Origin of the sequence: Paenibacillus polymyxa, from assembly GCF_018614975.1 — a bacterium.
Taxonomy (GTDB): domain Bacteria; phylum Bacillota; class Bacilli; order Paenibacillales; family Paenibacillaceae; genus Paenibacillus; species Paenibacillus polymyxa_E.
Genome location: NZ_JAGGNR010000025.1, coordinates 1 through 24,729, shown reverse-complemented (window position 1 = coordinate 24,729; position 24,729 = coordinate 1). Strand labels below are relative to the sequence as shown.

Below are 24,729 nucleotides of genomic sequence, written 5' to 3'. Positions count from 1 at the left end.
GCTGTACGGTGTGTAATTTGATTTCTAAAGAAATGGGACTTCTTTTAGACATGAGAAAACTCCCCTCATAATAGACGTAGAAGTTTTGTTTTTTTCTACTGTCTACTATGAGGGGAGCATATCAGTCTTAGGTGCAGGTCTGCTTTTTTATATTATACCTTCTATAAAGGCATCATTAATGAGGTGTCTAACTCTTCGCTTTCAATTACAATTGCCATGAGTCCAGCTTCTGTTTTGGTTTCGTGCCATTCATCTTTATCCCAGAGTATGGCCTCGCCACAATGCACTTTGATGTATTCATTTGCTTCACCTCTTACCCAGCCCTCTCCGCTTACGATCAAAAGGAGTTGAGGAACCACAGCTTGGTGATAACCTACTACTCCACCTTCAGCTAAATGCATACATCCGATATGAGCTGCTTTGTTGGTCTGCGTAATACGTGACATTACGAAATTAGAATCAAATTTGGTAATCTTTTTCCCTGACTCTTGTTTAAATTGAAATATCCTCATGTTTACCTCCGCAATAGTGACTAAGTTAACTTCCTATAATGGTAACTATCTTTATGATGGGTATCATCCTATTTCACTAATTTATGGATAATCCAATCAGATGAGTCTATCATAGCTCCAATCTTTTAGGAACAATTTGCTTACATTCATCACTTTGTTAATTGTCTGTGCCAACGTTTCTATGAAGCCGGGCTTCATGGAATCTTCATTTTCAAGATAATACAAAAGCCTTCCCAAACAGTATATGCGGTGTTATAATTAAAACAAGATTTAGATTAAGTCTAAATTAAAAGAAGCGAAACAAAGTAATCCATTATAAAATTCAAATTCTATTTTTATATTCGAGAGGGGATAAATTCCATGAGCACAATCCAAACTAGAAACAACACTTTTGCTAACAATGCCACAGCACTTCAAGAGGTTTTGAACCGTCAGATCGCAGGTTGGTCCGTACTTTACACGAAACTGCATAACTTCCACTGGTATGTCCAAGGACCACATTTCTTCACATTGCATGCCAAATTCGAAGAGCTGTACAACTTGGCTACGGCAAATATGGACGAAGTTGCAGAACGTTTACTTGCTATTGGTGGACGTCCGGTGGCTACAATGGCTGAACAGTTGCGCCTGTCTCCCATTGAAGAGGCACAAGGCCAGTTGTCTGCTGAGCGTATGGTAGAGTCGGTGGTTGCTGATCTGCGTACGATGGTGGAAGTGACTCATCAAGGCATTCACGAAGCGGGAGAAGCAGAAGATAACGCAACGGAAGATATGCTGATTGGCTTCACTTCTGCGCTGGATAAAGAGCTCTGGATGTTAAACGCATTTCTGGGCAAATAAGCAAGGTTACCCTTCATCCTGACAACGATATGTAGAGTCCGTGAACAAAGTGTCCGTTCGCTTACAAATCCAGTGCGCTTGCCGTATAATGATGGCATCCAAGATGTACAGAATGGTGGAATGAACAATGCGGTCAGACCTGGAACAATTGCAGGAAGAAGCTGAACGGTTTATATATACATGTTATGAAGAGCTGGGCTATTCGTGTGAAGACGCGCAGGCCCGGCTTGCTGTCGTTATGGGCGAGATTGAAGTAACGGGTACCTATGTGCATACCACAGAGGAATTGGAGCAGGGTTGTAAAATGGCATGGCGGAACAGCAACCGCTGTATTGGGCGGCTGTTCTGGGATAAATTGCGAATCGTGGACGCCCGTCATGCAGATACGGCAGGAACGGCAGCGGATGCTGTGATGAATCATATCCATGTGGCATCCAACCGTGGCAAAGTAATCCCGATGATTACCATTCTTCCGCCGGATGGGCCGAATGGAACTCCGGTACGGCTCTGGAATCATCAGCTCATTCGTTATGCAGGATATGAGACAGAGCAAGGCATTATTGGAGATCCTGCTTCCGTGGAACTGACCAAGGCGGCGATGTCCCTTGGCTGGCAGGGGGCAGGTAGCCCCTATGATGTGTTACCGCTCATTATTCAGGCACAAGGACAAGCACCAGAGTGGTATGTTGTGCCTGAAGAAGAGATTGTGGAAGTACTTATTGAACACCCGGAGCGAGCGGAGATTGCGGAGCTTGGCATGCGCTGGTACGGTGTACCCATGATTGCTGATATGCGTCTGGAGATTGGTGGCATATCTTACCCGGCAGCGCCGTTCAATGGTTGGTATATGGGTACCGAGATTGGCGCCCGTAATCTGGCGGACACGTTCCGGTATAACAAGCTGCCTGCGGTGGCGGCAGCGCTTGGTTTGAATACGTCGAGTGATACGACATTGTGGAAGGACCGTGCGTTGGTAGAGCTGAATGTGGCTGTGCTGCATTCGTTCAAAAAAGCAGGCGTGAGCATTGTGGATCACCACACGGCGGCATCGCAATTTGCTATGTTTGAGCAGCGGGAAGAGAAGGCCGGACGAGAACTGACCGGGGATTGGGTGTGGCTGATTCCGCCAGTGTCCCCGGCGACAACGCATATTTTCCACAGCTCTTATCGCAATGAGATTGTGAAGCCGAACTTTTTCCATCAGGATCAGGCGTATACGCTGCAAGATGGCGTGGCATCTGCTGCAGAGCCACGAAGCAGCGAGCAGCAGAATGCACAGGTAGAGCATCCCCAGCCACAGGCCGGAGAAGCACCAATGAAATGCCCGTTTGCACATTAAATTGTGCAGGCGGGTTATTTTTTGCGATCCTTTTGTATCAAACGAAGGGCTTTAAAATAGGAAAAAAATGAAAAGATTTTTTCTCTATATGGAAATATATAACACACCTATAATGAAGCCAAGACTTTGACTTCACATAGGGGAGGGGACAATCCATGGGTTACATTGAAACGTTGCGAGGAATGGTTGGTAATGCTCCTGTTATTTTGGTGAGACCGAGTATATTGATCTTGAACAAGACAGGTGAGATTCTATTGGTTCGACATCTGGATGATACGTGGGGAGTACCGGGTGGAAATATGGAGCTTGGAGAATCGGTGGAAGAGTCTGCAATAAGAGAGGTCAGAGAAGAGATTGGGATAGAGATCAAGAAACTTCATCTGTATGGCGTCTTCTCAGGAAAAGAGTTATACACGAAATTAAGAAATGGGCATGAATACTACAATGTGGTCATTGGTTATATTTGCACGGAGTATGAGGGAGAACTGAAGCCAGATGGGGTTGAAGTTCTTGAAGTAGAATTTTTCAAACCAACGGAATTGCCTGAAAGGACCGACCCTTACTTAAAAAGAAAAATCCAAGAAAATGCAGTACACATAGCAACATTATTGGGAAAAATATAATCGAGAAGTTGCCACCGAAATGGTTATCTCGCGAGTTGTAAAGCTAACGAACTGAGTGCGTCTTATAGGGCGGATTATTATGAAATTGTTAATTTAACGAACCTCAGTGACGTTATATCGTCAATAATTTGCCTGAAACCGATGAAGGAGCAACTTTCGGGGAAATAGTACTTCTGTGATTCGTTAAAATACAGCCCTGTGAAAATTGAAGCGAATAACACTTGTGCAGTTTGTTAGAAAAAATATGCCAATAAAGGGATGTCCTCTATCATATTCATGACTTGTGGGACATCTCCTTTTTGCATTTACACCCGCCTTGTCTTGTACCGACTGCGCATTGCGGCCTGAACGGCAATCGCTGCTGCAATCAGCACCAGATTGAATACAAACACGGAGTACAGCGAGCCAACCTCCATAAGTAGCGCTGCAACCAGTGGAGATACGATGGAGCCGATCTCGGCCGCAGAGACAATTTTGCCTATGACAGAGCTTCGACTCTCATCCAGGATATGATCACCAATATGAGCAAAGAACGAATCCATGTAACATGCACCGCCAACCCCGCCAATCAGCATGCCAACGTAGACCCATGGATGGGAGGACGTGCTCAGAAATACAACAACTTCGATTCCAATCAGGAACATGCCGAGCATGCAAAGCAACAGACGATCGCCCATCCGGTCAGAGAGATAACCGACAAAGGGAGCAGCGGCAAGCGTAGAAATCCCGGAGACGGTGAAGGCGAGACTGGTTGCAAACGGGTCCCAATGCATGATGTGAGCTGCATACAGTGCGAAGTAGGTGAGAAACACCGCATAGGCGCTCATCTCCAGAAAATGTACCGTACCGAAGCCGAGAAGCTGCTGACGCCGGGTAAGCCCTGTAGATGGGCCAGATATTGTTGAAGGTAGAGGAGGGGAGTCATCCGTGTGAAGCACCGGGTGTGCTGAGTTGTCCAGAGGTTCTTGCTTTACGACAGCCGAAGAATCTTCTAATTAAAGGGGCGTTCAACATATCCCCCGATTCATGGGTAGCTCTAGCTTGTGCCGTCGTCTTCATCCCCATCGCAGCGATCACAGCCATCAGACAACATACCGTAACAAGCAGAAAAGGCACCGACAAGGGCCAGTGCAGCGCGAGCCAGCCGCTTAGTACAGGACCGAGCACCATACCGCCACCCTCACTGCTGCTGATATATCCATTGTACAGTCCGCGGTTCTCTACATTCCCCCCATCGCCAATTATGGAACGTACGACCACGGTAAGCCCGGTGGAAGCGAGTCCTTGTAGCAGCCGGAGCAGGCCGAATACCACCCCGGCAGAAGACAGAGCAAAGCCACCCATACAGACAGCGAGCAGGATCAGCATGAGGATGAGCGCCTTTTTGCCCCCGAGCTTCCGATAGAGTGCCGCTGCAGGAACGCCCCCAATTACTTTCCCGACATAAAAAAGCGCAAAAATAACCCCCATCATCCAGCCAGACAGGCCGAATTCCTCAATAAACAAAGGAAACAGGGGCAGGATCATGAATCCGCCCATCTGACTTAGGAAACAAATGGTCATCAGCAAAGGCAGGTTACGTCGAATATCCAAGAGCCAAGACTCCTCTCACACATAAAATGGAATCCTAAAAATCCCTCATTTATTCCATATGGGTACGTATTATCGACATTACCCGTAATGTATGCAGGATTTTTGAGAATAAGAAGAAATGACACGTGGCGTTTACATCAAAATCATTGCGGATATACCTGAATCATATATAATAGATGGGTTATCTATAAGGATGCATGAACGAAAAGTGTACAGACTTAAGAGGTACCTCAAGTATAAGGGGGCGATGTGAGGCATGTCAGAACAACAACCGATTATCCGCTTCGAAGCGGTGACTCAGCAATACGATCAGGATGAAGCCGTATTGAAGGCAGTCAGCTTTGAGATTGAGCGGGGTAAATTTTATACGCTTCTTGGTCCGTCAGGGTGCGGGAAAACGACGATATTGCGGCTGATTGCCGGCTTTGCGGAGCCGACACAGGGCAGCATTTATTTTAACGGTGCGCTTATCAACCGAGTGCCTGCCCACCAGCGGCAAGTGAATACCGTATTTCAGGATTACGCGTTATTTCCACATTTGAATGTATTTGAGAACGTAGCTTTTGGTTTGCGGATCAAAAAGATGAAAACGGCTGAAATTCACAGCAAAGTGTTGGAAGCCCTCAAATTCGTCAATCTGTCCGGTTATGAAAACCGGGAAATTGGCGAAATGTCCGGTGGACAACGACAACGTGTGGCGATTGCACGCGCGATTGTGAACGAACCCGAAATTCTGCTGCTGGACGAGCCGCTCTCGGCACTCGATTTGAAGCTGCGGACCGAAATGCAGTATGAGCTGCGTGAGTTGCAACAGCGACTGGGTATTACGTTTATCTTTGTTACACATGATCAGGAAGAGGCCTTGGCGATGTCCGACGAGATCTTTGTCCTGAATGGTGGCGTGATTCAACAGAGCGGTACACCGAATGATATCTATGATGAGCCAATTAACCGCTTTGTGGCAGACTTTATCGGGGAATCGAATATTGTATCGGGTAAAATGAAGCAGGACTTTGTGGTGGAATTTGCTGGCGCACAGCACGAGTGTGTCGATCAGGGTCTCCAGCGGGACGAGCCGGTAGAGATTGTCATTCGCCCAGAGGATCTGGAGATTACAACCGAAGACCAAGGCAAGCTGAAGGTTAATGTGGACTCCCAGTTATTCCGCGGAGTGCATTACGAGATATCCACCTACGACGATGCGGGCAATGAGTGGCTTGTTCATTCAACGAAGAAAGCCGTTGTAGGCGCACGGATTGGACTGTATTTTGACCCGGAAGCTGTACACGTCATGCGCTTTAACGAGACCGAAGAAGAGTTCGACAAACGACTCGAAGCCTACCAAGAGGCCGCTCATGCAGACTAAGGCCAGCACACGCAATGCGTATCTGATTCCATATGTATTATGGATGGTGTTGTTTGTTGTGGCGCCGGTTCTGCTGGTCATCTATTATTCATTCTTCGATGTCGAAGGTAACTTCACGTTTGGCAACTACGCCCGGTTCTTTACGCCGGTGTACTTGCAGATGACGCTCAGTTCGTTCTGGTATGCATTTTTGATTACGGCGTTCTCACTGCTGATCTCCTACCCGACGGCGTATATGCTAACCCGGACGAAGCACAAACAGCTGTGGTTGCTGTTGATCATTCTGCCAAGCTGGATCAATCTTTTGCTAAAAGCGTATGCCTTCATCGGCTTGTTCGGAACGTACGGTCTGACCAACTCCCTGCTTGAAGTCGTGGGTATTGGTACACAGCAGATTTTGTTCACCGACTTCAGTTTTATCTTTGTCTCGGTGTACATCTTCATTCCATTCATGATCCTGCCGATCTTCAATGCGCTGGAAGAGATGAATCCATCATTGATCTACGCAGCGCGGGATCTGGGGGCTTCATCGTGGCTGACCTTCCGCCGGGTTATCTTTCCGCTGACGATTAGCGGGGTAAAATCAGGCTGTCAGGCTGTATTTATTCCTGCGCTGTCTCTGTTCATGATTACCCGCCTTATTGCGGGGAACCGTGTAATTACGCTGGGAACAGCGATTGAACAGCATTTTCTCGTCACCCAGGACTGGGGGATGGGTTCAACGATTGCCGTCTTTTTGATTATTGCGATGGCGATTATTATGTTCCTGACTGGATCAGGCAAGAAGGAGGTGCGTAATGGGAAGAAACGGAAAGCTGTCTAACGTCTATCTGGCCGTTGTATTCGCCATATTGTACGCACCGATTGCGTATCTGATCTTCTACTCCTTCAATAGTGGCGGTCACATGCGCAGCTTCGAAGGGTTCACGCTTGAATGGTACAGAGAGGTGTTCGCCGATACTCGGCTGCTCATCATTGTGCTGAATACATTTATCATTGCGCTCCTGTCATCGGCGATCTCAACGATCCTTGGTGTAGCAGGAGCACTGGCGATCTACCATGTGCGTCGCAAACGAACCAGGAATACGTTGCTGTCACTCAATAACGTGCTGATCGTTAGTCCGGATGTCATCATTGGTGCGTCCTTCCTGATTCTGTTCACCATGATTGGTATCAAACTGGGCTTTACTTCGGTCCTGCTGTCTCATATCGCATTCAGTGTACCGATCGTTGTGATCATGGTACTGCCAAAGCTGCAGGAGATGAGCCCAACACTGATGGATGCGGCACGCGACTTGGGCGCTGGTTCATGGCAGATTCTGACGCGTGTGGTGCTGCCATACGTGAAACCGGGTATTTTTGCCGGATTCTTCATGGCGTTGACGTACTCACTCGATGATTTTGCGGTAACATTCTTTGTCACGGGTAATGGATACTCCACACTCTCGGTAGAGATATACTCCAGAGCAAGGCAGGGTGTCTCATTGTCCATCAATGCTTTGTCTACCCTGTTATTCCTGCTCACGGTGCTGCTGGTGGTCGGATATTACTTCATTAACCGCCGTGCAACACGGATACCTCCCGGAGGAAAGGGGCTGCGTCCATGAAGCAACTGGTACGGACATTTGCGCTTGTTTTTGTGGCCGCCTTTGCCCTGATGATCCTGGCTTCGTATCTGAACAAGAGTCAGGGGTACTCGGGCGGTAACACGCTGACCATCTATAACTGGGGCGATTATATCGACCCGGATCTGCTCAAGGAATTTGAGGATGAGACAGGCATTAAGGTTATCTATCAGACGTTTGACTCCAATGAAGCGATGCTGACCAAGATTGAGCAGGGCGGTACTACGTTTGATGTGGCGATTCCTTCTGAATATGCGATTAGCAAAATGAAAGAAGAAGACCTGCTCGTTCCACTCGATCATAGCAAACTAACTCATCTGGACAACATAGATCCACGTTTCATGGACTTGTCCTTTGACGAAGGCAACAAGTACTCGATCCCTTATTTCTGGGGAACAGTGGGGGTTGTGTACAATCCTGAGCTTGTGGATGGGTTGACGTTTGATAGCTGGAATGACCTGTGGGACCCGCGTTTGAAAAATCAAATCCTGCTCCTTGATGGCGCACGCGAAGTCATGGGTATGGGATTGAACAGCCTCGGGTATTCTCTGAACGATACCAACGAAGACCATCTGCAGGAAGCGCTGAAGAAGCTGTCTACCCTGACACCTAACGTCAGAGCAATTGTCGGCGATGAGATCAAGATGTTGCTTGCGAACGAGGAAGCGGCAGTTGGACTTGTATGGTCCGGGGATGCATCGGAGATTATGGATGAGAACGACAAGCTGGATTACATGGTGTCGGAAGAAGGCTCCAACCTCTGGTTCGATAACATGGTTATTCCGAAGACGGCGAGTAATATTGAAGGGGCACACCAGTTTATCAACTTCATGCTGGACCCGGACCATGCCGCTCGCAATGCGGAGTATGTCGGGTATTCCACACCAAACGCCGAGGCACTTAAGCTGCTGCCAGAGGACATCTCCGAGGATGAACGCTTCTATCCAGACGAGACACTGACAGGCAAGCTGGAGGTCTACAACAATCTGGGCAAAAAAATGCTCTCGCATTACAACGACCTGTTCCTGGAGTTTAAAATGCATAGTAAATAACCGCCAATAACGTGCGCACAGTTCGTTAGATTATGAAAAAACAAAAAGGGATGCTGCTCGTCATTTCAATGAATGACGAGCAGCATCCCTTTTTTTATTACCCGCTTCTGAGCAATAGCGCTTGAAGTGCCATATAAGATGAACATTTAAGATCACACGTTAACGGAGCGGGCAGAACAAACGAAGGAAGCGGAGCGTTCGCCTTTATCACCGGATTTCCCATTTCAGATGGGATTCAAAAAAATCCGGGGATAACAGCGATCCGAAGTTGTTCTGTCACCGCAGTGATCAAGTGGAAACGAATAAAGGGTTACATGCGCTTTTTGCGACCCACCATGATCCACGCCCCACCCATAATCAGCACAATCGCCACGAACGGTTGGATAAAGCTCAAGCTGCTCAGCATCGTGCCAATCGACATCACAGCGAAGAACAGCAGCGAGATAACCGTAAGAATGTTGATGGGGATCAGCAACCATTTGTTCCGCCCACCGAACCAGTATAATTCAAACAAACCAACAGCTACAGCCAGAATGAAGCCCGGCCACATCGTACCCCAGTTGTTAAACAGCATCGCGATCTGACAGACAATACCAACCGTGAGCAACAATCCACCGGGTACCAGCAGTCCAACCCCTCTGCCAATCATGGAGAAGTAGAGCCAGTGGAAGAACAGTCCGAGTGGAATCACGAATAACGTGGGCCAGAAGGTCGCAAAGATCGTACCCGGACCGAGTGAACCTCCCTGGTTCAGAATCAGGTACACCCCCAGCAAAATGAGAACAGGCGCAAGGATCGTACGTTTAGCCATAATATCTCTCCTTCTCAATACAAGATCAATTACCGAACGGTTGTATGTAGAGCAATTACTTTCGTTATTCACAGCATACCATGAACTGGAAAAGTCTATCCTCCGTCTTTGGAGTTAAAGTGAACCTAGACCAAAGTCTAGGTAGGCAATTGTATAAACGATACTTCTTGCAGTGTGAATGAGTGTATAGTTGAACATGCTGAAAACCCACTCTGTTGAAGAGTGGGTTCAGTCATTCTTTTTATAAAAAGATCAACTCGTTATTTCACCACATCCGAATGTTTCTTGCCCCAGCTGTTCACGCCGTCATCCTCAATAATGGAGATGGCTGCGTCCGCGATGTCGGGATCTGTCATTAACTTCTCTTGAATACGGAACTTGATGTCATCCGCATCGGCAAGGCTGAGTCCTTTGGTCAACTCAATCAGACCTTCGACATGATAATAACGGCCTTCCTGAATGATACGCATCAACTGAATATCGGCAACGTGCGTGTCTGCGAGAATGGTTTGGGAAACTTTGTCCTCAATATCCTGCGGAGCCGCTACACCGATCAATCCGATCATATTATCATAACCAACACGGAAGGCTACAGCGATCATCAGACATCCAATAATCGTTGTCACAATGCCGTCAAGCAATGCAAAATTGGTCAAGGCAATGACTACGACAGAGATCAGCGCCAGCAGGGCACCGAGTACAGCCACGACATCTTCGTAGAATACGAGCCGTGTTGGCGGCGCAGCACGGCCTACGTTTTTGATGGCAGCAGGGACCAAGGCAAATCCGGCGGCTTTGGGTGCGCGTGCTTCTTTGAGAATTTCCTTCATGGCTTTGATCAGAATGGCCCCGTCAATCAGAATGTTCAGGACGAGCACACCGATGTTAATCCAGAGACCGCCGGTATGACCAACAGGATGCTGCAACAGATGGATGCCTTCATGGATCGTTTCATAAGCCATAATGGTAACAACAATAACAGCGATCATGCAGAAAATATTGATGACCCGTCCAAATCCGGTCGGGAAGCGGCGTGTAGGTTTTTTCTCAGATAACACACTTCCGACAAAGACAAACCCTTGGTTAATGGCATCGGCGAGCGAATGCATCGCCGAAGCAAACATGGCGCCACTGCCACTGAATAGGAAGGCTCCCCCTTTGCACACAGCAAGAACAGCATTACCTGCCATCGCTACGGCGGAGGAGGTGTTCCCCTTTTTGACGAGAGACATAAAGCTCTCAGACTTTGGTTGTTCAGCCACTTCGGTTGTTCCTCCCAGATCAATGTATTAGGTGTAGAAAAGGCAGTTTATCTATACAGCATGTGTATTTCCACTAAATGTTATTATAACCGCCTTGACATATCCTAGCATTATGAAAAAAAGGTCATATCATCATGTGTGTTTCAGTACTCAATGACCTCCAAGGCACGTAAATTCCGGTTGGATTGTTCCAACAGTTCCGTAAACGTCCCAGCGACATAATATACAAAATCAGGATCATGCACATACATAATAATCTGTCCAACTGTTCCTTGCTCTGTCGGATTAAAGTCGAACATCAGATACAAGGACCCGCCTCCAAGAGCTCCCGGTTTTCCTCATCCTGTACCTTCTCCTCCAGCAACATATCCAGTTCTTCCATCAAGTCATATATACGCTTTTTTGGCATCCAATTCCCTCCGTATGAGCTATTCAGATAATATGGTGAGTGATATGCGAGTAAACTGTGCCTCATTTCACCTCATATTATAGTTATAATCCGGAAAAGCACTCAAGAAACCGGAGTCCTTGCTTACATACTACAATGGTCTCATTATTCAAAGGCGGTTGTTGCAACGAATGAATGTGGTACGCAAGAACGAGCGCAAGGAGACGACAGCAGGAAGCGGACAGATCAAAGTGCAGCAGCTTACAGCCAAAGGTGCAATGCGCATGTCCATTGTAGAATTGCCTCCAGGTGCTTCGACCGGGGTTAGCAAACATGCCGGGGAGGAGAGCCATCTGGTGTTGCAGGGCAAGATTTGGGCAGAGCAATGCGAAGATGTGGGAGTTCTTGAAGTGGGTGATTCGTTTACCTGAAATGCGATCGAGCCCCATGAAGTGACCAATATCGGTGAAGAGCCTGCGGTGGTGCTCATTGCGGTGTCCAAAGAATTGGGTCTGGATCATTTGTAGAATACAAAAAGGACGGCTCCCAAGTCATGAACATGCGAACCTGCATACATGTACAATGGGAAACGTCCTTTTTTATATTTCTAACGAACTGAGCGAGCCCCTATTAGATGAATTTAAGCAGATATCGAGATTCGTTACGTTTCTCATTTCCTGCAAAAGAGTACAATAAGGTGCGAGAAATTTGTTAGAAAGGTCAGCAGCACCTATCTATTGTGGATTAGTCGTCCAGATGCCTGCTGCTTTAACGAAGACACGGTCGGACAGCTTGAGCGTTGCAAGTGCAAGTTCAGCTACATCTTCCGCTTGCATCATGCGATCTTCGTCCCCAATTTTCAGTCCGGCATTAGTCGCAAGCTCCGTATTGACTGTACTTGGTGTCAGTGCGGTCACGCGAATGTTGGACTTGCGCACTTCATGCATCAGAGATTCGGTCATGCCGAGTAGCGCAAACTTGGATGCACAGTATGCCGAACCTGTAGCGAATCCGCGTTCACCTGCAGTGGAAGCAATATTGATAATGCTGCCGCTACTTTCCTTGATCATGCTCGGAAGGACAGCGCGTGTAACGTAATATGTACCCATAACGTTAACATGCAGGATGCGCTCCCACTCTTCCGGCTCCATCTCCATGAACGTCCCGAACTTTCCGATCCCCGCATTATTGATAAGGATATCCACCGCACCGAGTTCCATCTCGATGGCTGCTACAGCGGCTTCCGCCTGCGTGCGATCCGAGATATCTGCTACAGCACTGGTTACTTTCACACCGTATTCTTGACTCAGAGACTGTTGCAGAGCCTGAAGATCGGAAGCGGTACGTGCAATAAGGCCGAGGTGCACTCCTTCTTTGGCAAGAGCTTCAGCGATCGCCCGGCCGATACCTTTACCGGCACCTGTGATGATAGCTGTTTTATTTTTAAGTTCCATGTGGTAATTCCTCCTTAGAATTGGACTGGCATCTGATTATACTATATTACCCACAGTTCGGAAATTTGCTTCATCACTATTTGGTAATCTCGATGCTCCCGGAAGAGGTACGAGCTTTGATTAATTCCCGGCTCACCATTGGGGATTCAGGTATATCTACACTTCCGGAAGTAGCCTTAGCGTCATAAATTCCGTCAAAATCAGGTGCAGCTTGAATGAAAATATCTCCTGATGTTCCAGACGCATTAATCGGGGCGGAATGGGACTGTTCAATATGAATGCTACCCGAAGTGAATTGAACATCGGCTGCGCCGTTTAATTCAGTGATCTCAATATCTCCCGATTTAATCTTACTGTTTACTTGACCAACTACCTGATCAGCAGTAAAACTTCCGGATGTCTGTTTCACGGTCATGTCTCCATCAATCATGGAAGCGTTAATGTCACCAGAAGTTAGAACCAATTCAATATTGGGCGCCTTGATGTTTTCCAGACGTATGGAACCTGAGGTGTTATTCAGCTCAAGCTGATTGGCATTTAGATCTGTCAGATCCCAGTCACTTGAAGAGGAGTCCAGCTTAACCTCATTTAATTGGTGTCCTTCAGGCAAGGCAACCGTTATTGTGGAGTCTTGATCATTCCAATACAGGTTGAAAAATTGCAATCGTTCACGTTCTGTCTGAGACAGTTGGAATGTGCCGTTGGATAACGTGGCTTGTTCGAAGCTTTTGACTACGGCAGGGTCCCATTTACCATCCACTTCAATATAACCATTCGAATCCGGGCTTACAACAAATTCAATATCTGCACTGAAATTAGCATTTATAATAATGTTCTGCAATTCATCTGCTTTGAAATCCCATCGTTTAGAATAATGCTCCCGTTCATCCCCGAACTGAACGCCATAGATGGATGTCCCAAGTAAACCTATTCCGATACATATCACGGCAAGCGCAAGCCATTTTTTGGTGCTCATGCGGAAACATCTCCTTTCATCGTGTTTTTATTCCATCTAATATATTGAAGAGTGACGATTTTGAAGGCTCTAAAGACATACTTCGATGCGATAGCAAACAAAATGCCGACACCGAAAGCGCCAATCGCAACGAAAATTTCCAGTTTATCGAGTTGGCCCAGGAATATGAAATCCACAACTGCTGCCACAGGAGCCAATACCAGCAAGGAAAGGCTGGCAATAACAAGCCATACCGACCACATCATGAGACCAAGAGGAATGCCAAGAATCAGATTCAGGAATAACAGGCCGATGGCTGTGAAAAAATTGCGAGTGGCTCTGGTGCTGTTTCTAGGTGATCGCATTTCTTGATACGTTGGTGCATAGAACGCATCTGAACCCGGTGTATGAATGTCATACCGATCACCGAGTGCTTCCTTGGCGATTTCTTCCGGCTGTCCGAGTTCCCGAGCGATCTCTTCTTCCAGTCTGCCTTCTCGTAGTCCAAGCTCGAAATGTTGATCATAGTCTGCGAGCAATTCGGCCCGTTCGAATGGGTCCATCGGCCGCAGATGAATTTCCATGGCTTTCATAAATTGTTGTCTATTCATTAGGGATTCCTTCCTCAATCAGATTTGCGACATTGCGCACAAATTCATTCCACTCCGTAGTCAGTGCCGTCATGTAGTCGCGACCTGTATCGGACAGTCGGTAATACTTGCGCGGCGGTCCTTCACTTGATTCTTGCAGGTAGGTGGTGCAGTAACCGTCATTTACTAGCCGGCGAAGCAAGGGATACAGTGCACCTTCAGCAACTTCGATATGTTTGGAGACCGCCTGAGCCAGTTCGTAGCCATACCGATCCTGGCGGTTAATTAATACCAGGACGCACAGCTCCAATACTCCTTTTTTGAACTGGATGTTCACATTCACACAGGTTCCTCCTTAGTAGCTTCAGTTATCGCTAGTGTATATTGTTCAGTAGTGGTGAAGTCATCATAGCATCCAGTACTGTTTAATGCAAGGTAGTGATTTTAAAATAGTTCCGTATTACGATTTATCGATAATAAGTTCGATTAATACTGACGCTTAGCTGAAGCTGTCTGTTTAGCTATAATTCAGCATATGCAAAAACCGGATCGGTTACTTCCGTCTGGAGGCGGATTCCGATCCGGTCTGTGAGATGAACTTTTGTTACTTTGGTTTACAGGTTAATCGCTAAATGTCGGTTATTCTTGTGCATCCAGAACTTTAAGGTCTTCCACAGCAGGGCCTTCAATGACATGGCCTGCATAATCGAAGCGGGAACCATGGCAGGGGCAATCCCATGAACGCTCTCCCTCGTTCCATTCGACTTCGCACCCCAGATGGGTGCAGGTGGTATCCACCAGAAACAGCTTGCCACTGGTGTCCTTATAGGCGCCAGCACGTTTGCCGTTATGACGAACGACGGCTCCTTCGTCTTCACCAATATCGCTAACCTTTTTGTGCACGATACCTACTTTACCGGAGATTAATTCTTTGGCTACATTCACATTTTCTACAATAAAGTGCTTCATGCCAGGATCAGCTTTGAATCTTGCCGGATCGAATATGGCAGCATGAGGGTTGTCACGTCCAGTGATGCGATCGGCGAGAAGGTGTCCAGCCATCGTGCCAGTCGTCATCCCCCATTTGGCAAACCCGGTCGCCACATAGACACGTTCATGTCTTCCGGTAATCGGTCCAATGTAAGGCACCTTGTCAATGGAGATCAGATCCTGGGCTGACCAGCGAAAAGGAATGTTGCGAATGCCAAATGTCTCCGCTGCAAACTGCTCCAGGCGTTCATAATGACCGAAGGTGCAGATGCCTTGTCCGGTTTTGTGATTTTCTCCCCCGAAGAGAATGAGTTCTTTTCCATCATGAAGGACAGTACGTAGAGATCGGTACGGTGTATCGTCCGAGATGTACATGCCGCCCACATAGGGTTTCTCCGGTTCGACTAAAACAGCGTAGGATCGTTCGGCGTGTAATCGTGTAAAATAAAATCCGGGGTCATACACCGGAAAATGAGAAGCCACGACGATATGTTCTGCTGTTACGGATGGACCGTCTCCATAAGTTCTGACATGCAGGGAAGCATCCTCCTCCACATCGGTTACGGTGGTGTGCTCATAGATACGCACCCCTTGTTTCACAGCGGAATCGAGCAAGTAGTGCAGGTAGGCCAGCGGATCAAAGCGTGCCTGACCCGGCATGCGAATACCTGCCCTTGCGGGAACTGGAATAGGGAGTGGGTCTACCCACTCACCAGGGATATTGAGTTTGCCGTAGGCGGTCAGCTCGATCTCCAGTTTTTTGATGTTTTCCTCCGATTGAATGTAGACGTAGGCATCTTCCTCTGCCCACTGGCAAGCAATCTGTTTTTCCTTCACCAGATTGCGCATCCACTTAGCGGCATCTGCATTGCCTTCATAGTACATCCGAGCCTGTTCTTGTCCGAAGTGATGCAAAATTTCATCGAATATGACGCCATGCTGTGCAGATACCTTGGCAGTGGTATGACCGGTCGTGCCATCCAACACTTTTCCAGCCTCTAGCACGACCACACGCATACCCGTCTGTGCCAGCAGATAAGCGGTGGTAATCCCTGCAATACCGGCACCAATAATTGCTACATCCGCGGTGATATCTTCGGTCAGTTTTGGATAGGCATCGAATTCATGCGTCGCACGCCACACTGATTCCGGGACGGGGGGCAGACCCGTTTTGGGCTGCTGATTATCGCTCATTTGTCTTCCTCCTTGATCATCTTCAATCGGTTGATGCGGTTGTCGTTCAGCGCACCTCGTTGTACTCTTATTCATGATTGCCAGACTATGCCAGGAAAAAACGGTGTTGTTCAGATTTTGCAGAGGGGATGTTCACAATTTCCTGGGCAGAACCTCTGTTTTTTTTGTTATACATGCTATATGATAGGATTACCGAAATCGTTTTAGATTTTGAAAAGGAGATAGAGTTCCACAGCTGTAAATGCTTGTTCTAAAAGGATTAATCCATCTCTTGGAAGAAAGAAATCAACCGAATTTGTATCCTTTTTTTCTAATAAATGTATCCGCTATCATTATAATCAACTACCGATAACCAAAGGAGATTCCATATGACGACCAACCAAACGAAATATCCGTTTCAAGATACAGCACTAGCGCTAGACACCCGTGTGAAGGACCTTGTATCCCGCTTGACTGAAGATGAGAAAATCGAGTCCATGCTGCAATATCAGCCAGCAGTAGAACGCTTGGGTGTGCCTGCATACAAACACGGAACAGAAGCGGCACACGGTCTGGCCTGGCTTGGAGAAGCAACATCCTTCCCACAACCGGTGGGGCTGGCCTGCACATGGGATGCGGATCTGATGAAGGAGATTGGCTCCGTGCTCGGAGACGAGGCACGTGTATTTTATAAACGCAATCCGGCAGTGAACGGTCTGACGCTGTGGGCACCTACAGTAGATATGGAACGTGACCCGCGCTGGGGACGGAATGAAGAGGCGTATGGTGAAGATCCGGAACTGACAGCCGAGCTGACGACAGCATTGGTCCAAGGAATTCAAGGCGACCATCCGAAGTACTACAAAGCGGTCGCTACTTTGAAGCATTTTCTTGCGAATAATAACGAAGTGGATCGTGGAAGCGGTTCGTCCAGCATTGATCCACGTAACATGCGTGAATATTATCTGAAGGCGTTCGAGAAGCCATTTAAAGAAGGCGGCGCACAGTCCATGATGACGGCGTACAACTCCATTAACGGTACGCCAGCGTTGTTGCATCCTTTTGTAAACGAGATTGTCAAAGGCGAATGGGGCATGGATGGCTTCATTGTTAGTGACGCAGGCGATGTGATGGGCATCAAGAACGATCATAAATACTATGATTCCCACACACCAGGTACGGTAGAATCCGTGAAGGCAGGAATTGATAGCATCACCGATGATGCTGAGCTGTCTAAACAGGCACTGCGTGAAGGATTGGAACAAGGTACACTGACGATGGATGACATCGACAAAGCGTTGTTTAATACGTTCCGTGTGCGTTTCCGTCTGGGTGAGTTCGATCCGGAAGAGGGCAACCCGTACGCTGCTATTGGTGAAGAGTCCATGATGACGGAAAAAGCAAAAGAACTGTCGCTCAGAGCAGCTAGAGAACAAGTGGTATTGCTCAAAAACGACAAAGGCACACTGCCGCTGGACAAAACCAAGGCAGGTAAAGTGGCTGTGATTGGTCAACTGGGCGGAACGGTCTATCGTGACTGGTATGCAGGCACCATGCCGTATAACATCTCCTCGCTTGAAGCAATCCGTGGCAAAGTCGGCAGTGACAAGGTGGCGTTCAAGGATGGTAATGATCGTGTTACGTTAACTTCCGTAGCCAATGGGAAGAAGATTGGACTGGCCGATGGTGAGAAATCACCTGTTATTGCTTCGGGAGAAGCGGAGACGTTTATGGTTTCCGACTGGGGCTTCGGAAGTTATACCTTGCAGGCAGAAAGCAACGGCAAATATCTGACCACAGATGAAGAGACCGTAACGGCTTCCGCTGATGAAGTGTACGGCTGGTTCGTGAAGGAAGTATTCCACTTGTTGCCACAACAGGATGGAAGTGTAGGTCTGACTACATGGAATGGCAAAACGGTGACTGCACCTAATGGCGGAAACGATGCATTTGCAGTGTCCGAAGAACTGAAGACCTTTGGTGCCACAGAGACATTCAAGCAGAATGTGGTTGTGAATGGACTTGAAGAGGCGGTAGCAGCTGCCAAGGCTGCAGAAACGGCAATTGTCTTTGTTGGTAACAATCCACTTATCAATGGTAAAGAAGAGATTGACCGTCCAAGTCTGGATCTGGCTGAATCTCAGCAACGTCTGGTTGAAGCGGTCTATGCCGCAAACCCGAATACGGTTGTGGTTATTGTGGGCAGTTATCCATTCACATCCAATTGGGTTCAGGAGCACATCCCGGCGGTATTGTATACTTCACACGCAGGACAGGAACTGGGTAACGCAGTAGCTGACGTATTATATGGCGACTATGCGCCGGCCGGCCGTTTGAACATGACATGGGTACAATCAGCAGATCAACTGACCGACATCAAGGATTACGATATCATTCAGTCCGGTCGGACATATCAATATTTTGAAGGTAATGTATTGTATCCGTTTGGACATGGTCTGACGTATGCAACATTTAAATACAGCAATTTGGAACTTAGCCCAGCTCAAGTGGGTACAGAGGGCAACGTTACGGTAACTGTAGATGTAACCAATACAGGTTCAATTGCCAGTGACGAGGTTGTACAGTTGTACGTTCGTGCAGGCAAATCCCGTGTCAAACGTCCACTCAAAACGTTAAAAGGATTCCGTCGTCTTCATATCGAAGCGGGAGCTACAGTGAAAGTCAGCTTCACCTTGCCTGTTCAGGAACTGGCAATCTGGGATGTAACTCGTGATCGGTATGTCGTGGAAAGTGGAACTTACTCTATTATGGTTGCCAAGTCATCCTCCGATGTTCAGCTGGTTGCAGACCTGACGGTAGAAGGAGAGACAATCCCTGCTCGTAATCTGGGTGTGGCTACTCGTGCCGAGAATTATGATGCATACCTGGGTGTTGACCTGGATGAGAGCAAAGAGGGCGGAACTGCTGTCCGTGTAGTTGGAGAGCAAGGATGGATTGCTTTCAAGGATGCCGATCTGGGTAGTGGGGCAGCAGCAATTGAAGCGCGTGTATCCGCAGAACAAGCAGGTGCTGTGTTGGAAGTTCGACTCGGTTCACCGGACGGTACGCTCGCAGGATGTGTGGATCTGCCACAAGGTGAGGCCCAGCAGTGGTCTACCGTGAAGGCGGAACTTACGGGTGCAGCAGGTACGCAGGATGTATACATTGTGCTGTCCGCAGGTGTACGCATCAGTCACTTCGAGATTCGTTAAGTCAAATAGCTCATGAAAAAGCCTCCGAATGCATTCGGAGGCTTTTGTTTGTTGTTTGTTATAAAACCGTGCTTGTATTGTCCATTAAACATATTTTTATTTTCCGTCAAACGTAATCATTTTTTGCACAAATTGCTTCAATTGTTTGTTGGTTTCATTCAGCTGCTCAATTGTGCTCATAAAATTGTTTACGAGTTCAGCCTGCTCTTGGGAGCTTGCAGTGATCTCACCCAGTTCATTCTCCATGCCTTGAATGGATTGCCGGACCGAGAGAAGAGAATCTTCAATACGGGCCGTTGCTTCCTTGGTATCGACAGACAGTTTACGAATTTCTTTGGCAACAACGCCGAAACCTGCACCTGCTTCACCTACACGAGCAGCTTCAATGGCTGCATTCAAGCCGAGCAGATTGGTTTGTTCGGAGATTTCACGAATGAAGCTGGCGACCTGAGTTACATTGCCTGATTTCTGTACGGCTTGTTTGGAGTTGTTCCGGATCTCTTCGGTTGTGGCACTGAGTTCCTCGGAGTGCGCGGCTACATGCTGTACACTGTCAATTAACTGGTTGGTCAGATTTTCGGTTGCATCCATGAGCTGTTGCAGCTGATCCTGGTCATCCATACTGTAGAGCAGGTTAAACAGGGCGATGACTTCACCTTTCTCATTTTTAATGGGAATAAAAGCCACGTCAAACGGAACACCGAATAAATCTTTAGGGTAGTGATCGAATCGTTTGACTGTACCGCCGTTAAGATCAGCAAAATTTCGATTTCCATCCAATAGAGGGTCGCCGGGTTGATAATTCAGTTGCTTTAACGATTCCCCTGCTGAGAAATATAGAAATTTCTCATGATCAATAACGGAGAGGGTTACATCCTGACGAATCGTATCTCGAAAGAAAGGCATACATGTAATTAATGCTTGAACAATATCCATATAAAAGATGATTCCTCCCTGGTCACCTTATGTAAACGGTTAAATTTTAAATACTAAATTACTAACTACCTATATTATATATCATCATGCAATAGAGAAGAAAATAGAGAGAATGGATAAAACTTATTTCTTTAGAACAAATCTCCTACGAATGCTCCATTATGCGGGAAGCGTCGTCCGAGAGCCAATTAGAGCTTGCATAATTCTTTTTTTATTTACAAACCGATGGTCGGTTTGTATACTATTTATAATGAGTAGTGAAATAAACAAAGGGGGGAACAACTTGAAGAATGAGGACAGACGGAACCATACAACGGCTCAGTTGCTGGGAGCTACCAAGGAACTGCTCCACGAGAAAGCTTGCCATGCAATTACCTTAAAAGAGATTATGGAGCGCTCGGGATTGTCCAAAGGGGCTATTTTTCATTATGTAAGAAGCAAGGACGAAATTTTCATCTGGGTTCTTATGGAGCATCTGGAGACGGTGCACTCTGCCGTTTTGTCTACCATTGCAGAAGCCGATATCAAGACGTTTGAAGGTCCGATGCAGATGATCGCTGCGAATTTAGTCGGTCTGGAGGAGCAGGGATCAATAACCAACAAGGTCTTGCTCTATTTGCTGGGCAAAGAGGACGAACCTCAGGTGTCCGAAGCACTTCAGCAATTTCACGATAGGTCGGTCAGCTATTCGATGCAGTGGATTGACTTGGGAATAAAACATGGTGTGATAGACAGCTCGATTAATGCACAGCAGATGGGTGAACTTTTTGTACTGCTATCCATGGGGCTACGGGTACGCACCTCAATGCATACAAGCGGAAGGTCACACTTGAACTCTTCAGATATAGCTAACTTCATGTCTGCCATGCTTAAGCAACAAGACTGAACCGAATCTTTTCTAAAGTAAACATGATAAAGGAGGACAAGAAAATGGCACCACTTATTGCATTATGCACAACTTTTATTATACTTCGGGGGACTGGCTGGCTTGGAGTTCAGATGTTTAATCATTGGCATCCTGCGTTGCAAGGTGCGGTCGTTGTCATGTTTTTATTGACCGCATCCGCACATTGGGGCAAACGCAGAGCCGATTTGGTTCAGATGGTTCCTCGTGGATTAGTTCACAAGGAAAAAATCGTCACGTGGACTGGAATCCTGGAGATCGCAGGCGCAATTGGTTTACTTATTCCTGGTGTTGCATGGATTGCCGCTGCAGGGTTGCTACTCATGCTGATTGTTATGTTCCCGGCTAATGTCCATGCGGCCCGTGAGAAGTTAACAATAGGCGGCAAGGCTGTGTGGCCTGTTTTCCCACGTCTGATGCTTCAATTGTTGTTCATTACAGCGGTTGTACTCGCTTCGCCATGGTTTGGGTAATATATTGCCTCATATGAGCTTGTGCGTCACAATGGTGTGACTTGCCATCGTGCCAGGCACATCAATCAAACGTTGATTCCGACTGCCGCGGAAGGGCAGGGAGACATCACGTTCTGCTTCAACATATCGCCCGTCGATAATGACGTCGCACAACCGGGCAAGCTCTGCTCTTGCAGGGTCGGTGACCAGCTCTTCATATTCGAATCCTGTGTAGGCCCATACCGTCAGATCAGGACGTGCAGCGCGGAGCTGCTGGACCCAAGATGTACATTCTGCTGCCGAGAAAAAGGGATCACCACCACACAACGTAACGCCATCCAGCAACGGATGGGTTGTCACTTCATGCAGAATCTGCTGCTGCCGCTCCTCTGTAAAGGGCTCACCCGCTCGAAAGCTCCATGAATCCGGACTGAAGCAGCCCGGACAGGCGTGACGACATCCGCTGATGAACAACACGGCACGCAGGCCTGTCCCTTCATTCACCGATTCCGGGATGTAACCATATAGATTCACTGGTGCTTCACCCGATCTCGCACTTCGGCCTGCTTCGCAGCATTGAAGCGTACTTTGTAATCTCCGGTCAGATAACCCGTTACGCGGCGTAACCGCTGGAAGTGTACATGGTTCTCGTGGGCTTCACAGCCTGGGCATACATCCCCAATGACGCCTTCATAACCACATGCAGGGCAGCGATCAATCGGATGATTAATGGAGAAATAACCGATATCCTGCGCCAGAGCATATTGCACGATCCGCTGGAAAGCTGCGGTGTTGGCGCGGACGTTTCCGTCAAGCTCCACATAGGAGATTGCACCCGCGTTACATAACGTGTGGAACGGGGCCTCCAGTTCAATCTTCCGATAAGCTGGAAGGGTATGATAGACCGGGATATGGAATGAATTCGTATAGTACTCACGATCATTAACCCCAGCAATGATGCCGTATTGCTCTCTGTCAATCTTCGTGAATTTGCCGGACAACCCTTCAGCAGGTGTGGCAAACAGGGTGATATTCAAGTTATGGTGCTCGCTCATCCGGTCACAGAACTCTCTCATGGTCCGAATAATGTTGAGCGCTTCGCGATGTACATGAGGATCCTGCCCATGATGGCGCCCATAGAGAGCTGTCATACATTCTGCGAGACCGATAAAACCAAGAGATAATGTTCCATGCTTTAATAGATCGGCAACAGGCTCGTTCGGGCCAAGCTGTTCTCCACCTTCCCATACACCCTCTCGCATCATGAAGTCCGATGCCTTGGCAGGCTGTGCTGTCTGAATTCGGTAGCGGTGCAGCAGACCGGAATCGGCATTATGCATAACCGACTCCAAAGCAGTATAGAATCCGGCCCGGTCAGCGACAGCTCTGGCACCTTGGCAAATGCCAAACCGGATGCCGAGCTTCACGAGGTTAATGGTGTTGAAGGACAGATTACCTTTACCACTTTGACGATTGCGTCCAAACCGATCAGCCAGTGTACGTGTACGGCATCCCATCGTTGCGATGATCGTATCCGGATCTTCCGGATGATAGAAGGGCAGATTGAAGGAGGCATCCACATTGACAAAGTTGGGATACATCCGCCGGGATGAACAGGTGACTGCGAGCCTGAACAAATCATAGTTCGGCTCTCCTTGAGCCTGATTGATTCCCTGTTTACATTGGAAAATATGTTGAGGGAACACGGGGGTCTCCCCGTTGCCCAGGCCACGAATGGTTGCTTCAAGCAACGAGCGTGATACCAACCGACCTTCTGCTGATGTACATAATCCATAGTTCAGTGAAGTGAATGGAATCTGACCACCTGCCCGGCTGCTCATCGTATTCAGGTTATGAATCAGTGATTCAGCAGCTTGTCCTGTCTCCAATTCAGTCTCTTCATAGGCGAAGGCATATGCGCGCGGACATTGATTCTTGGCTTCGATGCTATCCAGATGAAGCTGTTCATCCCCGATCAGAACATTTTCACCAAAGAGCCGTTGCCCTTTGCGATAATGTTTGCGGAACGATCGCTGTACATAAGGAGCCAGATCCCAGTCAATTTTATTGGCCGATACACCGCCATATTGACTGTTCTGCTGGGATTGGAAGATGATCGCAACCAGGGCCATTGCAGACATGATCGTCTGAGGTGTGCGAACCGATCCGTTGCCTGTATTGAAACCCGCAGCAAGGAGACGGTCAAACGGGATAAAGATACAGTTGGTCGTTCCAAGTGCATACTGATCCAGATCGTGTACATACAGATCCCCATTCTCCACAGCTTGGGCAAGCTCTTCCGGCAACACATGACGCAGAGCATGCCACTTGGCTGTCTCCGAACCGAGCCTGCTCATCTTACCGCTGAAGGAGTCCCCGTTCAGATTCGCATTTTCCCTCAGCGTATCGGCGTCTTCTGCGCCAATAATTCGTCTTCCCAGGTCGGATAATAGATCGGATGCCGGTGGAGTGGCATACTCAAGCATGTTCATGTAAAGTTCCTCCCACTATAAAGTAATGTTTTCGCCTGTTTTCTCGTCCATTCGTAGATTTACAACTTCGACATCTTGGCTTAATGGAGGAATATTGGTTCAGAACCAGATTTTGCTGTAATGACCGGTGACGGGAACAGAGCTTGGACTTCATTTTTTA

General features: G+C 47.7%; 25 protein-coding genes. 11 read left to right on the top strand and 14 right to left on the bottom strand.

The features are described 5' to 3' along the window. Positions 1-161: 161 nt before the first annotated feature. Complete coding sequence (locus J7E78_RS20035; RefSeq protein WP_215077893.1) at positions 162-512, bottom strand: cupin; 351 nt, start codon at positions 510-512, stop codon at positions 162-164. A 360-nt stretch (positions 513-872) separates the two neighbouring features. Between J7E78_RS20035 and J7E78_RS20030 the strand changes: the two genes are divergently transcribed. From J7E78_RS20030 to J7E78_RS20020, 3 genes are all read left to right on the top strand, one after another. Then, a complete protein-coding gene (locus tag J7E78_RS20030) occupies positions 873-1,352 on the top strand; it encodes a Dps family protein (protein ID WP_215077892.1) in 480 nt (159 codons plus the stop codon). A 127-nt stretch (positions 1,353-1,479) separates the two neighbouring features. Then, positions 1,480-2,691, top strand: coding sequence for a nitric oxide synthase oxygenase (locus tag J7E78_RS20025; protein WP_215077891.1), 1,212 nt, complete (start codon positions 1,480-1,482; stop codon positions 2,689-2,691). A 155-nt stretch (positions 2,692-2,846) separates the two neighbouring features. Then, on the top strand, positions 2,847-3,314 hold the full coding sequence (locus J7E78_RS20020) for an NUDIX hydrolase (protein ID WP_215077890.1): 468 nt from the start codon (positions 2,847-2,849) through the stop codon (positions 3,312-3,314). 305 nt (positions 3,315-3,619) lie between these two features. On the opposite strand, the gene J7E78_RS20015 is transcribed toward J7E78_RS20020, so the two are convergent. After that, positions 3,620-4,252: an MFS transporter gene (locus J7E78_RS20015; RefSeq protein WP_215077889.1), complete on the bottom strand. Its 633-nt coding sequence runs from the start codon at positions 4,250-4,252 to the stop codon at positions 3,620-3,622. Further along, on the bottom strand, positions 4,236-4,907 hold the full coding sequence (locus J7E78_RS20010; protein WP_215077888.1) for an MFS transporter: 672 nt from the start codon (positions 4,905-4,907) through the stop codon (positions 4,236-4,238). The genes J7E78_RS20015 and J7E78_RS20010 overlap by 17 nt, the downstream gene beginning before the upstream one ends. Before the next feature lie 256 nt (positions 4,908-5,163). On the opposite strand from J7E78_RS20010, the gene J7E78_RS20005 reads away from it, so the two are divergent. Genes J7E78_RS20005 through J7E78_RS19990 form a run of 4 tightly spaced genes read left to right on the top strand, consistent with a single transcriptional unit; the run spans position 5,164 to position 8,950 of the window. After that, entirely contained in the window at positions 5,164-6,273 is a 1,110-nt protein-coding gene (locus tag J7E78_RS20005; protein WP_215077887.1) for an ABC transporter ATP-binding protein, read from the top strand. Continuing rightward, positions 6,263-7,096 carry an ABC transporter permease gene (locus tag J7E78_RS20000; protein ID WP_017691799.1) on the top strand — a complete coding sequence of 278 codons (834 nt, stop codon included), beginning with the start codon at positions 6,263-6,265 and terminating at the stop codon, positions 7,094-7,096. The genes J7E78_RS20005 and J7E78_RS20000 overlap by 11 nt, the downstream gene beginning before the upstream one ends. After that, positions 7,071-7,880, top strand: a complete 810-nt coding sequence (locus tag J7E78_RS19995; RefSeq protein ID WP_215077886.1) for an ABC transporter permease — start codon at positions 7,071-7,073, stop codon at positions 7,878-7,880. The genes J7E78_RS20000 and J7E78_RS19995 overlap by 26 nt, the downstream gene beginning before the upstream one ends. Then, positions 7,877-8,950, top strand: coding sequence for an ABC transporter substrate-binding protein (locus J7E78_RS19990; protein ID WP_215077885.1), 1,074 nt, complete (start codon positions 7,877-7,879; stop codon positions 8,948-8,950). The genes J7E78_RS19995 and J7E78_RS19990 overlap by 4 nt, the downstream gene beginning before the upstream one ends. 310 nt (positions 8,951-9,260) lie before the next feature. Here the strand turns inward: J7E78_RS19990 and J7E78_RS19985 are convergent, their stop codons facing one another. The 3 genes from J7E78_RS19985 to J7E78_RS19975 all read right to left on the bottom strand — a co-directional run bounded on the left by J7E78_RS19985 (position 9,261) and on the right by J7E78_RS19975 (position 11,322). Further along, positions 9,261-9,761, bottom strand: coding sequence for a hypothetical protein (locus J7E78_RS19985; RefSeq protein ID WP_017691802.1), 501 nt, complete (start codon positions 9,759-9,761; stop codon positions 9,261-9,263). 260 nt (positions 9,762-10,021) lie between these two features. Further along, positions 10,022-11,023 carry a cation diffusion facilitator family transporter gene (locus J7E78_RS19980; protein WP_215077884.1) on the bottom strand — a complete coding sequence of 334 codons (1,002 nt, stop codon included), beginning with the start codon at positions 11,021-11,023 and terminating at the stop codon, positions 10,022-10,024. 143 nt (positions 11,024-11,166) lie between these two features. Next, positions 11,167-11,322, bottom strand: a complete 156-nt coding sequence (locus tag J7E78_RS19975; RefSeq protein ID WP_215077894.1) for an SMI1/KNR4 family protein — start codon at positions 11,320-11,322, stop codon at positions 11,167-11,169. 280 nt (positions 11,323-11,602) lie between these two features. Between J7E78_RS19975 and J7E78_RS19970 the strand changes: the two genes are divergently transcribed. Next, positions 11,603-11,842 carry a cupin domain-containing protein gene (locus tag J7E78_RS19970; protein ID WP_215077883.1) on the top strand — a complete coding sequence of 80 codons (240 nt, stop codon included), beginning with the start codon at positions 11,603-11,605 and terminating at the stop codon, positions 11,840-11,842. Positions 11,843-12,145: 303 nt separating this feature from the next. Here J7E78_RS19970 and J7E78_RS19965 read toward each other — a convergent pair whose 3' ends face one another. From J7E78_RS19965 to J7E78_RS19945, 5 genes are all read right to left on the bottom strand, one after another. Then, entirely contained in the window at positions 12,146-12,865 is a 720-nt protein-coding gene (locus tag J7E78_RS19965; RefSeq protein ID WP_215077882.1) for a 3-ketoacyl-ACP reductase, read from the bottom strand. A 76-nt stretch (positions 12,866-12,941) separates the two neighbouring features. Beyond that, positions 12,942-13,841 (bottom strand): DUF4097 family beta strand repeat-containing protein, encoded by a 900-nt coding sequence (locus J7E78_RS19960; protein ID WP_215077881.1) that lies wholly within the window; start codon positions 13,839-13,841, stop codon positions 12,942-12,944. Further along, positions 13,838-14,431, bottom strand: coding sequence for an HAAS signaling domain-containing protein (locus J7E78_RS19955; RefSeq protein ID WP_215077880.1), 594 nt, complete (start codon positions 14,429-14,431; stop codon positions 13,838-13,840). The genes J7E78_RS19960 and J7E78_RS19955 overlap by 4 nt, the downstream gene beginning before the upstream one ends. After that, a complete protein-coding gene (locus J7E78_RS19950) occupies positions 14,424-14,753 on the bottom strand; it encodes a PadR family transcriptional regulator (RefSeq protein ID WP_036667851.1) in 330 nt (109 codons plus the stop codon). Before J7E78_RS19950 ends, J7E78_RS19955 begins: the two co-directional genes overlap by 8 nt. 296 nt (positions 14,754-15,049) lie before the next feature. Next, a complete protein-coding gene (locus J7E78_RS19945) occupies positions 15,050-16,594 on the bottom strand; it encodes an FAD-dependent oxidoreductase (protein ID WP_215077879.1) in 1,545 nt (514 codons plus the stop codon). Between the two features lie 368 nt (positions 16,595-16,962). Here J7E78_RS19945 and J7E78_RS19940 point away from each other — a divergent pair, with 368 nt between their 5' ends. Then, complete coding sequence (locus tag J7E78_RS19940) at positions 16,963-19,785, top strand: glycoside hydrolase family 3 C-terminal domain-containing protein (protein WP_215077878.1); 2,823 nt, start codon at positions 16,963-16,965, stop codon at positions 19,783-19,785. Positions 19,786-19,881: 96 nt separating this feature from the next. On the opposite strand, the gene J7E78_RS19935 is transcribed toward J7E78_RS19940, so the two are convergent. Further along, the gene (locus J7E78_RS19935; RefSeq protein ID WP_036612816.1) at positions 19,882-20,721 is read right to left on the bottom strand and encodes a methyl-accepting chemotaxis protein; all 840 of its coding nucleotides are present in this window, start codon (positions 20,719-20,721) and stop codon (positions 19,882-19,884) included. A 283-nt stretch (positions 20,722-21,004) separates the two neighbouring features. Here J7E78_RS19935 and J7E78_RS19930 point away from each other — a divergent pair, with 283 nt between their 5' ends. Continuing rightward, on the top strand, positions 21,005-21,607 hold the full coding sequence (locus J7E78_RS19930) for a TetR/AcrR family transcriptional regulator (RefSeq protein WP_215077877.1): 603 nt from the start codon (positions 21,005-21,007) through the stop codon (positions 21,605-21,607). A gap of 44 nt (positions 21,608-21,651) precedes the next feature. After that, positions 21,652-22,098 (top strand): DoxX family protein, encoded by a 447-nt coding sequence (locus J7E78_RS19925; protein WP_215077876.1) that lies wholly within the window; start codon positions 21,652-21,654, stop codon positions 22,096-22,098. Between the two features lie 9 nt (positions 22,099-22,107). Here the strand turns inward: J7E78_RS19925 and nrdG are convergent, their stop codons facing one another. Together nrdG and J7E78_RS19915 are read right to left on the bottom strand one after the other, a co-directional pair. Next, positions 22,108-22,611, bottom strand: a complete 504-nt coding sequence (nrdG, locus tag J7E78_RS19920; RefSeq protein ID WP_215077875.1) for an anaerobic ribonucleoside-triphosphate reductase activating protein — start codon at positions 22,609-22,611, stop codon at positions 22,108-22,110. After that, on the bottom strand, positions 22,608-24,569 hold the full coding sequence (locus J7E78_RS19915; RefSeq protein WP_215077874.1) for an anaerobic ribonucleoside triphosphate reductase: 1,962 nt from the start codon (positions 24,567-24,569) through the stop codon (positions 22,608-22,610). Before J7E78_RS19915 ends, nrdG begins: the two co-directional genes overlap by 4 nt. Between the last annotated feature and the right edge of the window lie 160 nt (positions 24,570-24,729).

Excerpts from the sequence above, each read along its gene's own strand:
- J7E78_RS20035 (WP_215077893.1), bottom strand. The coding sequence starts at position 512 with ATGAGGATATTTCAATTTAAACAAGAGTCAGGGAAAAAGATTACCAAA.
- J7E78_RS20030 (WP_215077892.1), top strand. The coding sequence starts at position 873 with ATGAGCACAATCCAAACTAGAAACAACACTTTTGCTAACAATGCCACA.
- J7E78_RS20025 (WP_215077891.1), top strand. The coding sequence starts at position 1,480 with ATGCGGTCAGACCTGGAACAATTGCAGGAAGAAGCTGAACGGTTTATA.
- J7E78_RS20020 (WP_215077890.1), top strand. The coding sequence starts at position 2,847 with ATGGGTTACATTGAAACGTTGCGAGGAATGGTTGGTAATGCTCCTGTT.
- J7E78_RS20005 (WP_215077887.1), top strand. The coding sequence starts at position 5,164 with ATGTCAGAACAACAACCGATTATCCGCTTCGAAGCGGTGACTCAGCAA.
- J7E78_RS20000 (WP_017691799.1), top strand. The coding sequence starts at position 6,263 with ATGCAGACTAAGGCCAGCACACGCAATGCGTATCTGATTCCATATGTA.
- J7E78_RS19995 (WP_215077886.1), top strand. The coding sequence starts at position 7,071 with ATGGGAAGAAACGGAAAGCTGTCTAACGTCTATCTGGCCGTTGTATTC.
- J7E78_RS19990 (WP_215077885.1), top strand. The coding sequence starts at position 7,877 with ATGAAGCAACTGGTACGGACATTTGCGCTTGTTTTTGTGGCCGCCTTT.
- J7E78_RS19985 (WP_017691802.1), bottom strand. The coding sequence starts at position 9,761 with ATGGCTAAACGTACGATCCTTGCGCCTGTTCTCATTTTGCTGGGGGTG.
- J7E78_RS19975 (WP_215077894.1), bottom strand. The coding sequence starts at position 11,322 with ATGTTCGACTTTAATCCGACAGAGCAAGGAACAGTTGGACAGATTATT.
- J7E78_RS19970 (WP_215077883.1), top strand. The coding sequence starts at position 11,603 with ATGAATGTGGTACGCAAGAACGAGCGCAAGGAGACGACAGCAGGAAGC.
- J7E78_RS19965 (WP_215077882.1), bottom strand. The coding sequence starts at position 12,865 with ATGGAACTTAAAAATAAAACAGCTATCATCACAGGTGCCGGTAAAGGT.
- J7E78_RS19960 (WP_215077881.1), bottom strand. The coding sequence starts at position 13,841 with ATGAGCACCAAAAAATGGCTTGCGCTTGCCGTGATATGTATCGGAATA.
- J7E78_RS19955 (WP_215077880.1), bottom strand. The coding sequence starts at position 14,431 with ATGAATAGACAACAATTTATGAAAGCCATGGAAATTCATCTGCGGCCG.
- J7E78_RS19945 (WP_215077879.1), bottom strand. The coding sequence starts at position 16,594 with ATGAGCGATAATCAGCAGCCCAAAACGGGTCTGCCCCCCGTCCCGGAA.
- J7E78_RS19940 (WP_215077878.1), top strand. The coding sequence starts at position 16,963 with ATGACGACCAACCAAACGAAATATCCGTTTCAAGATACAGCACTAGCG.
- J7E78_RS19935 (WP_036612816.1), bottom strand. The coding sequence starts at position 20,721 with ATGGATATTGTTCAAGCATTAATTACATGTATGCCTTTCTTTCGAGAT.
- J7E78_RS19925 (WP_215077876.1), top strand. The coding sequence starts at position 21,652 with ATGGCACCACTTATTGCATTATGCACAACTTTTATTATACTTCGGGGG.
- J7E78_RS19915 (WP_215077874.1), bottom strand. The coding sequence starts at position 24,569 with ATGAACATGCTTGAGTATGCCACTCCACCGGCATCCGATCTATTATCC.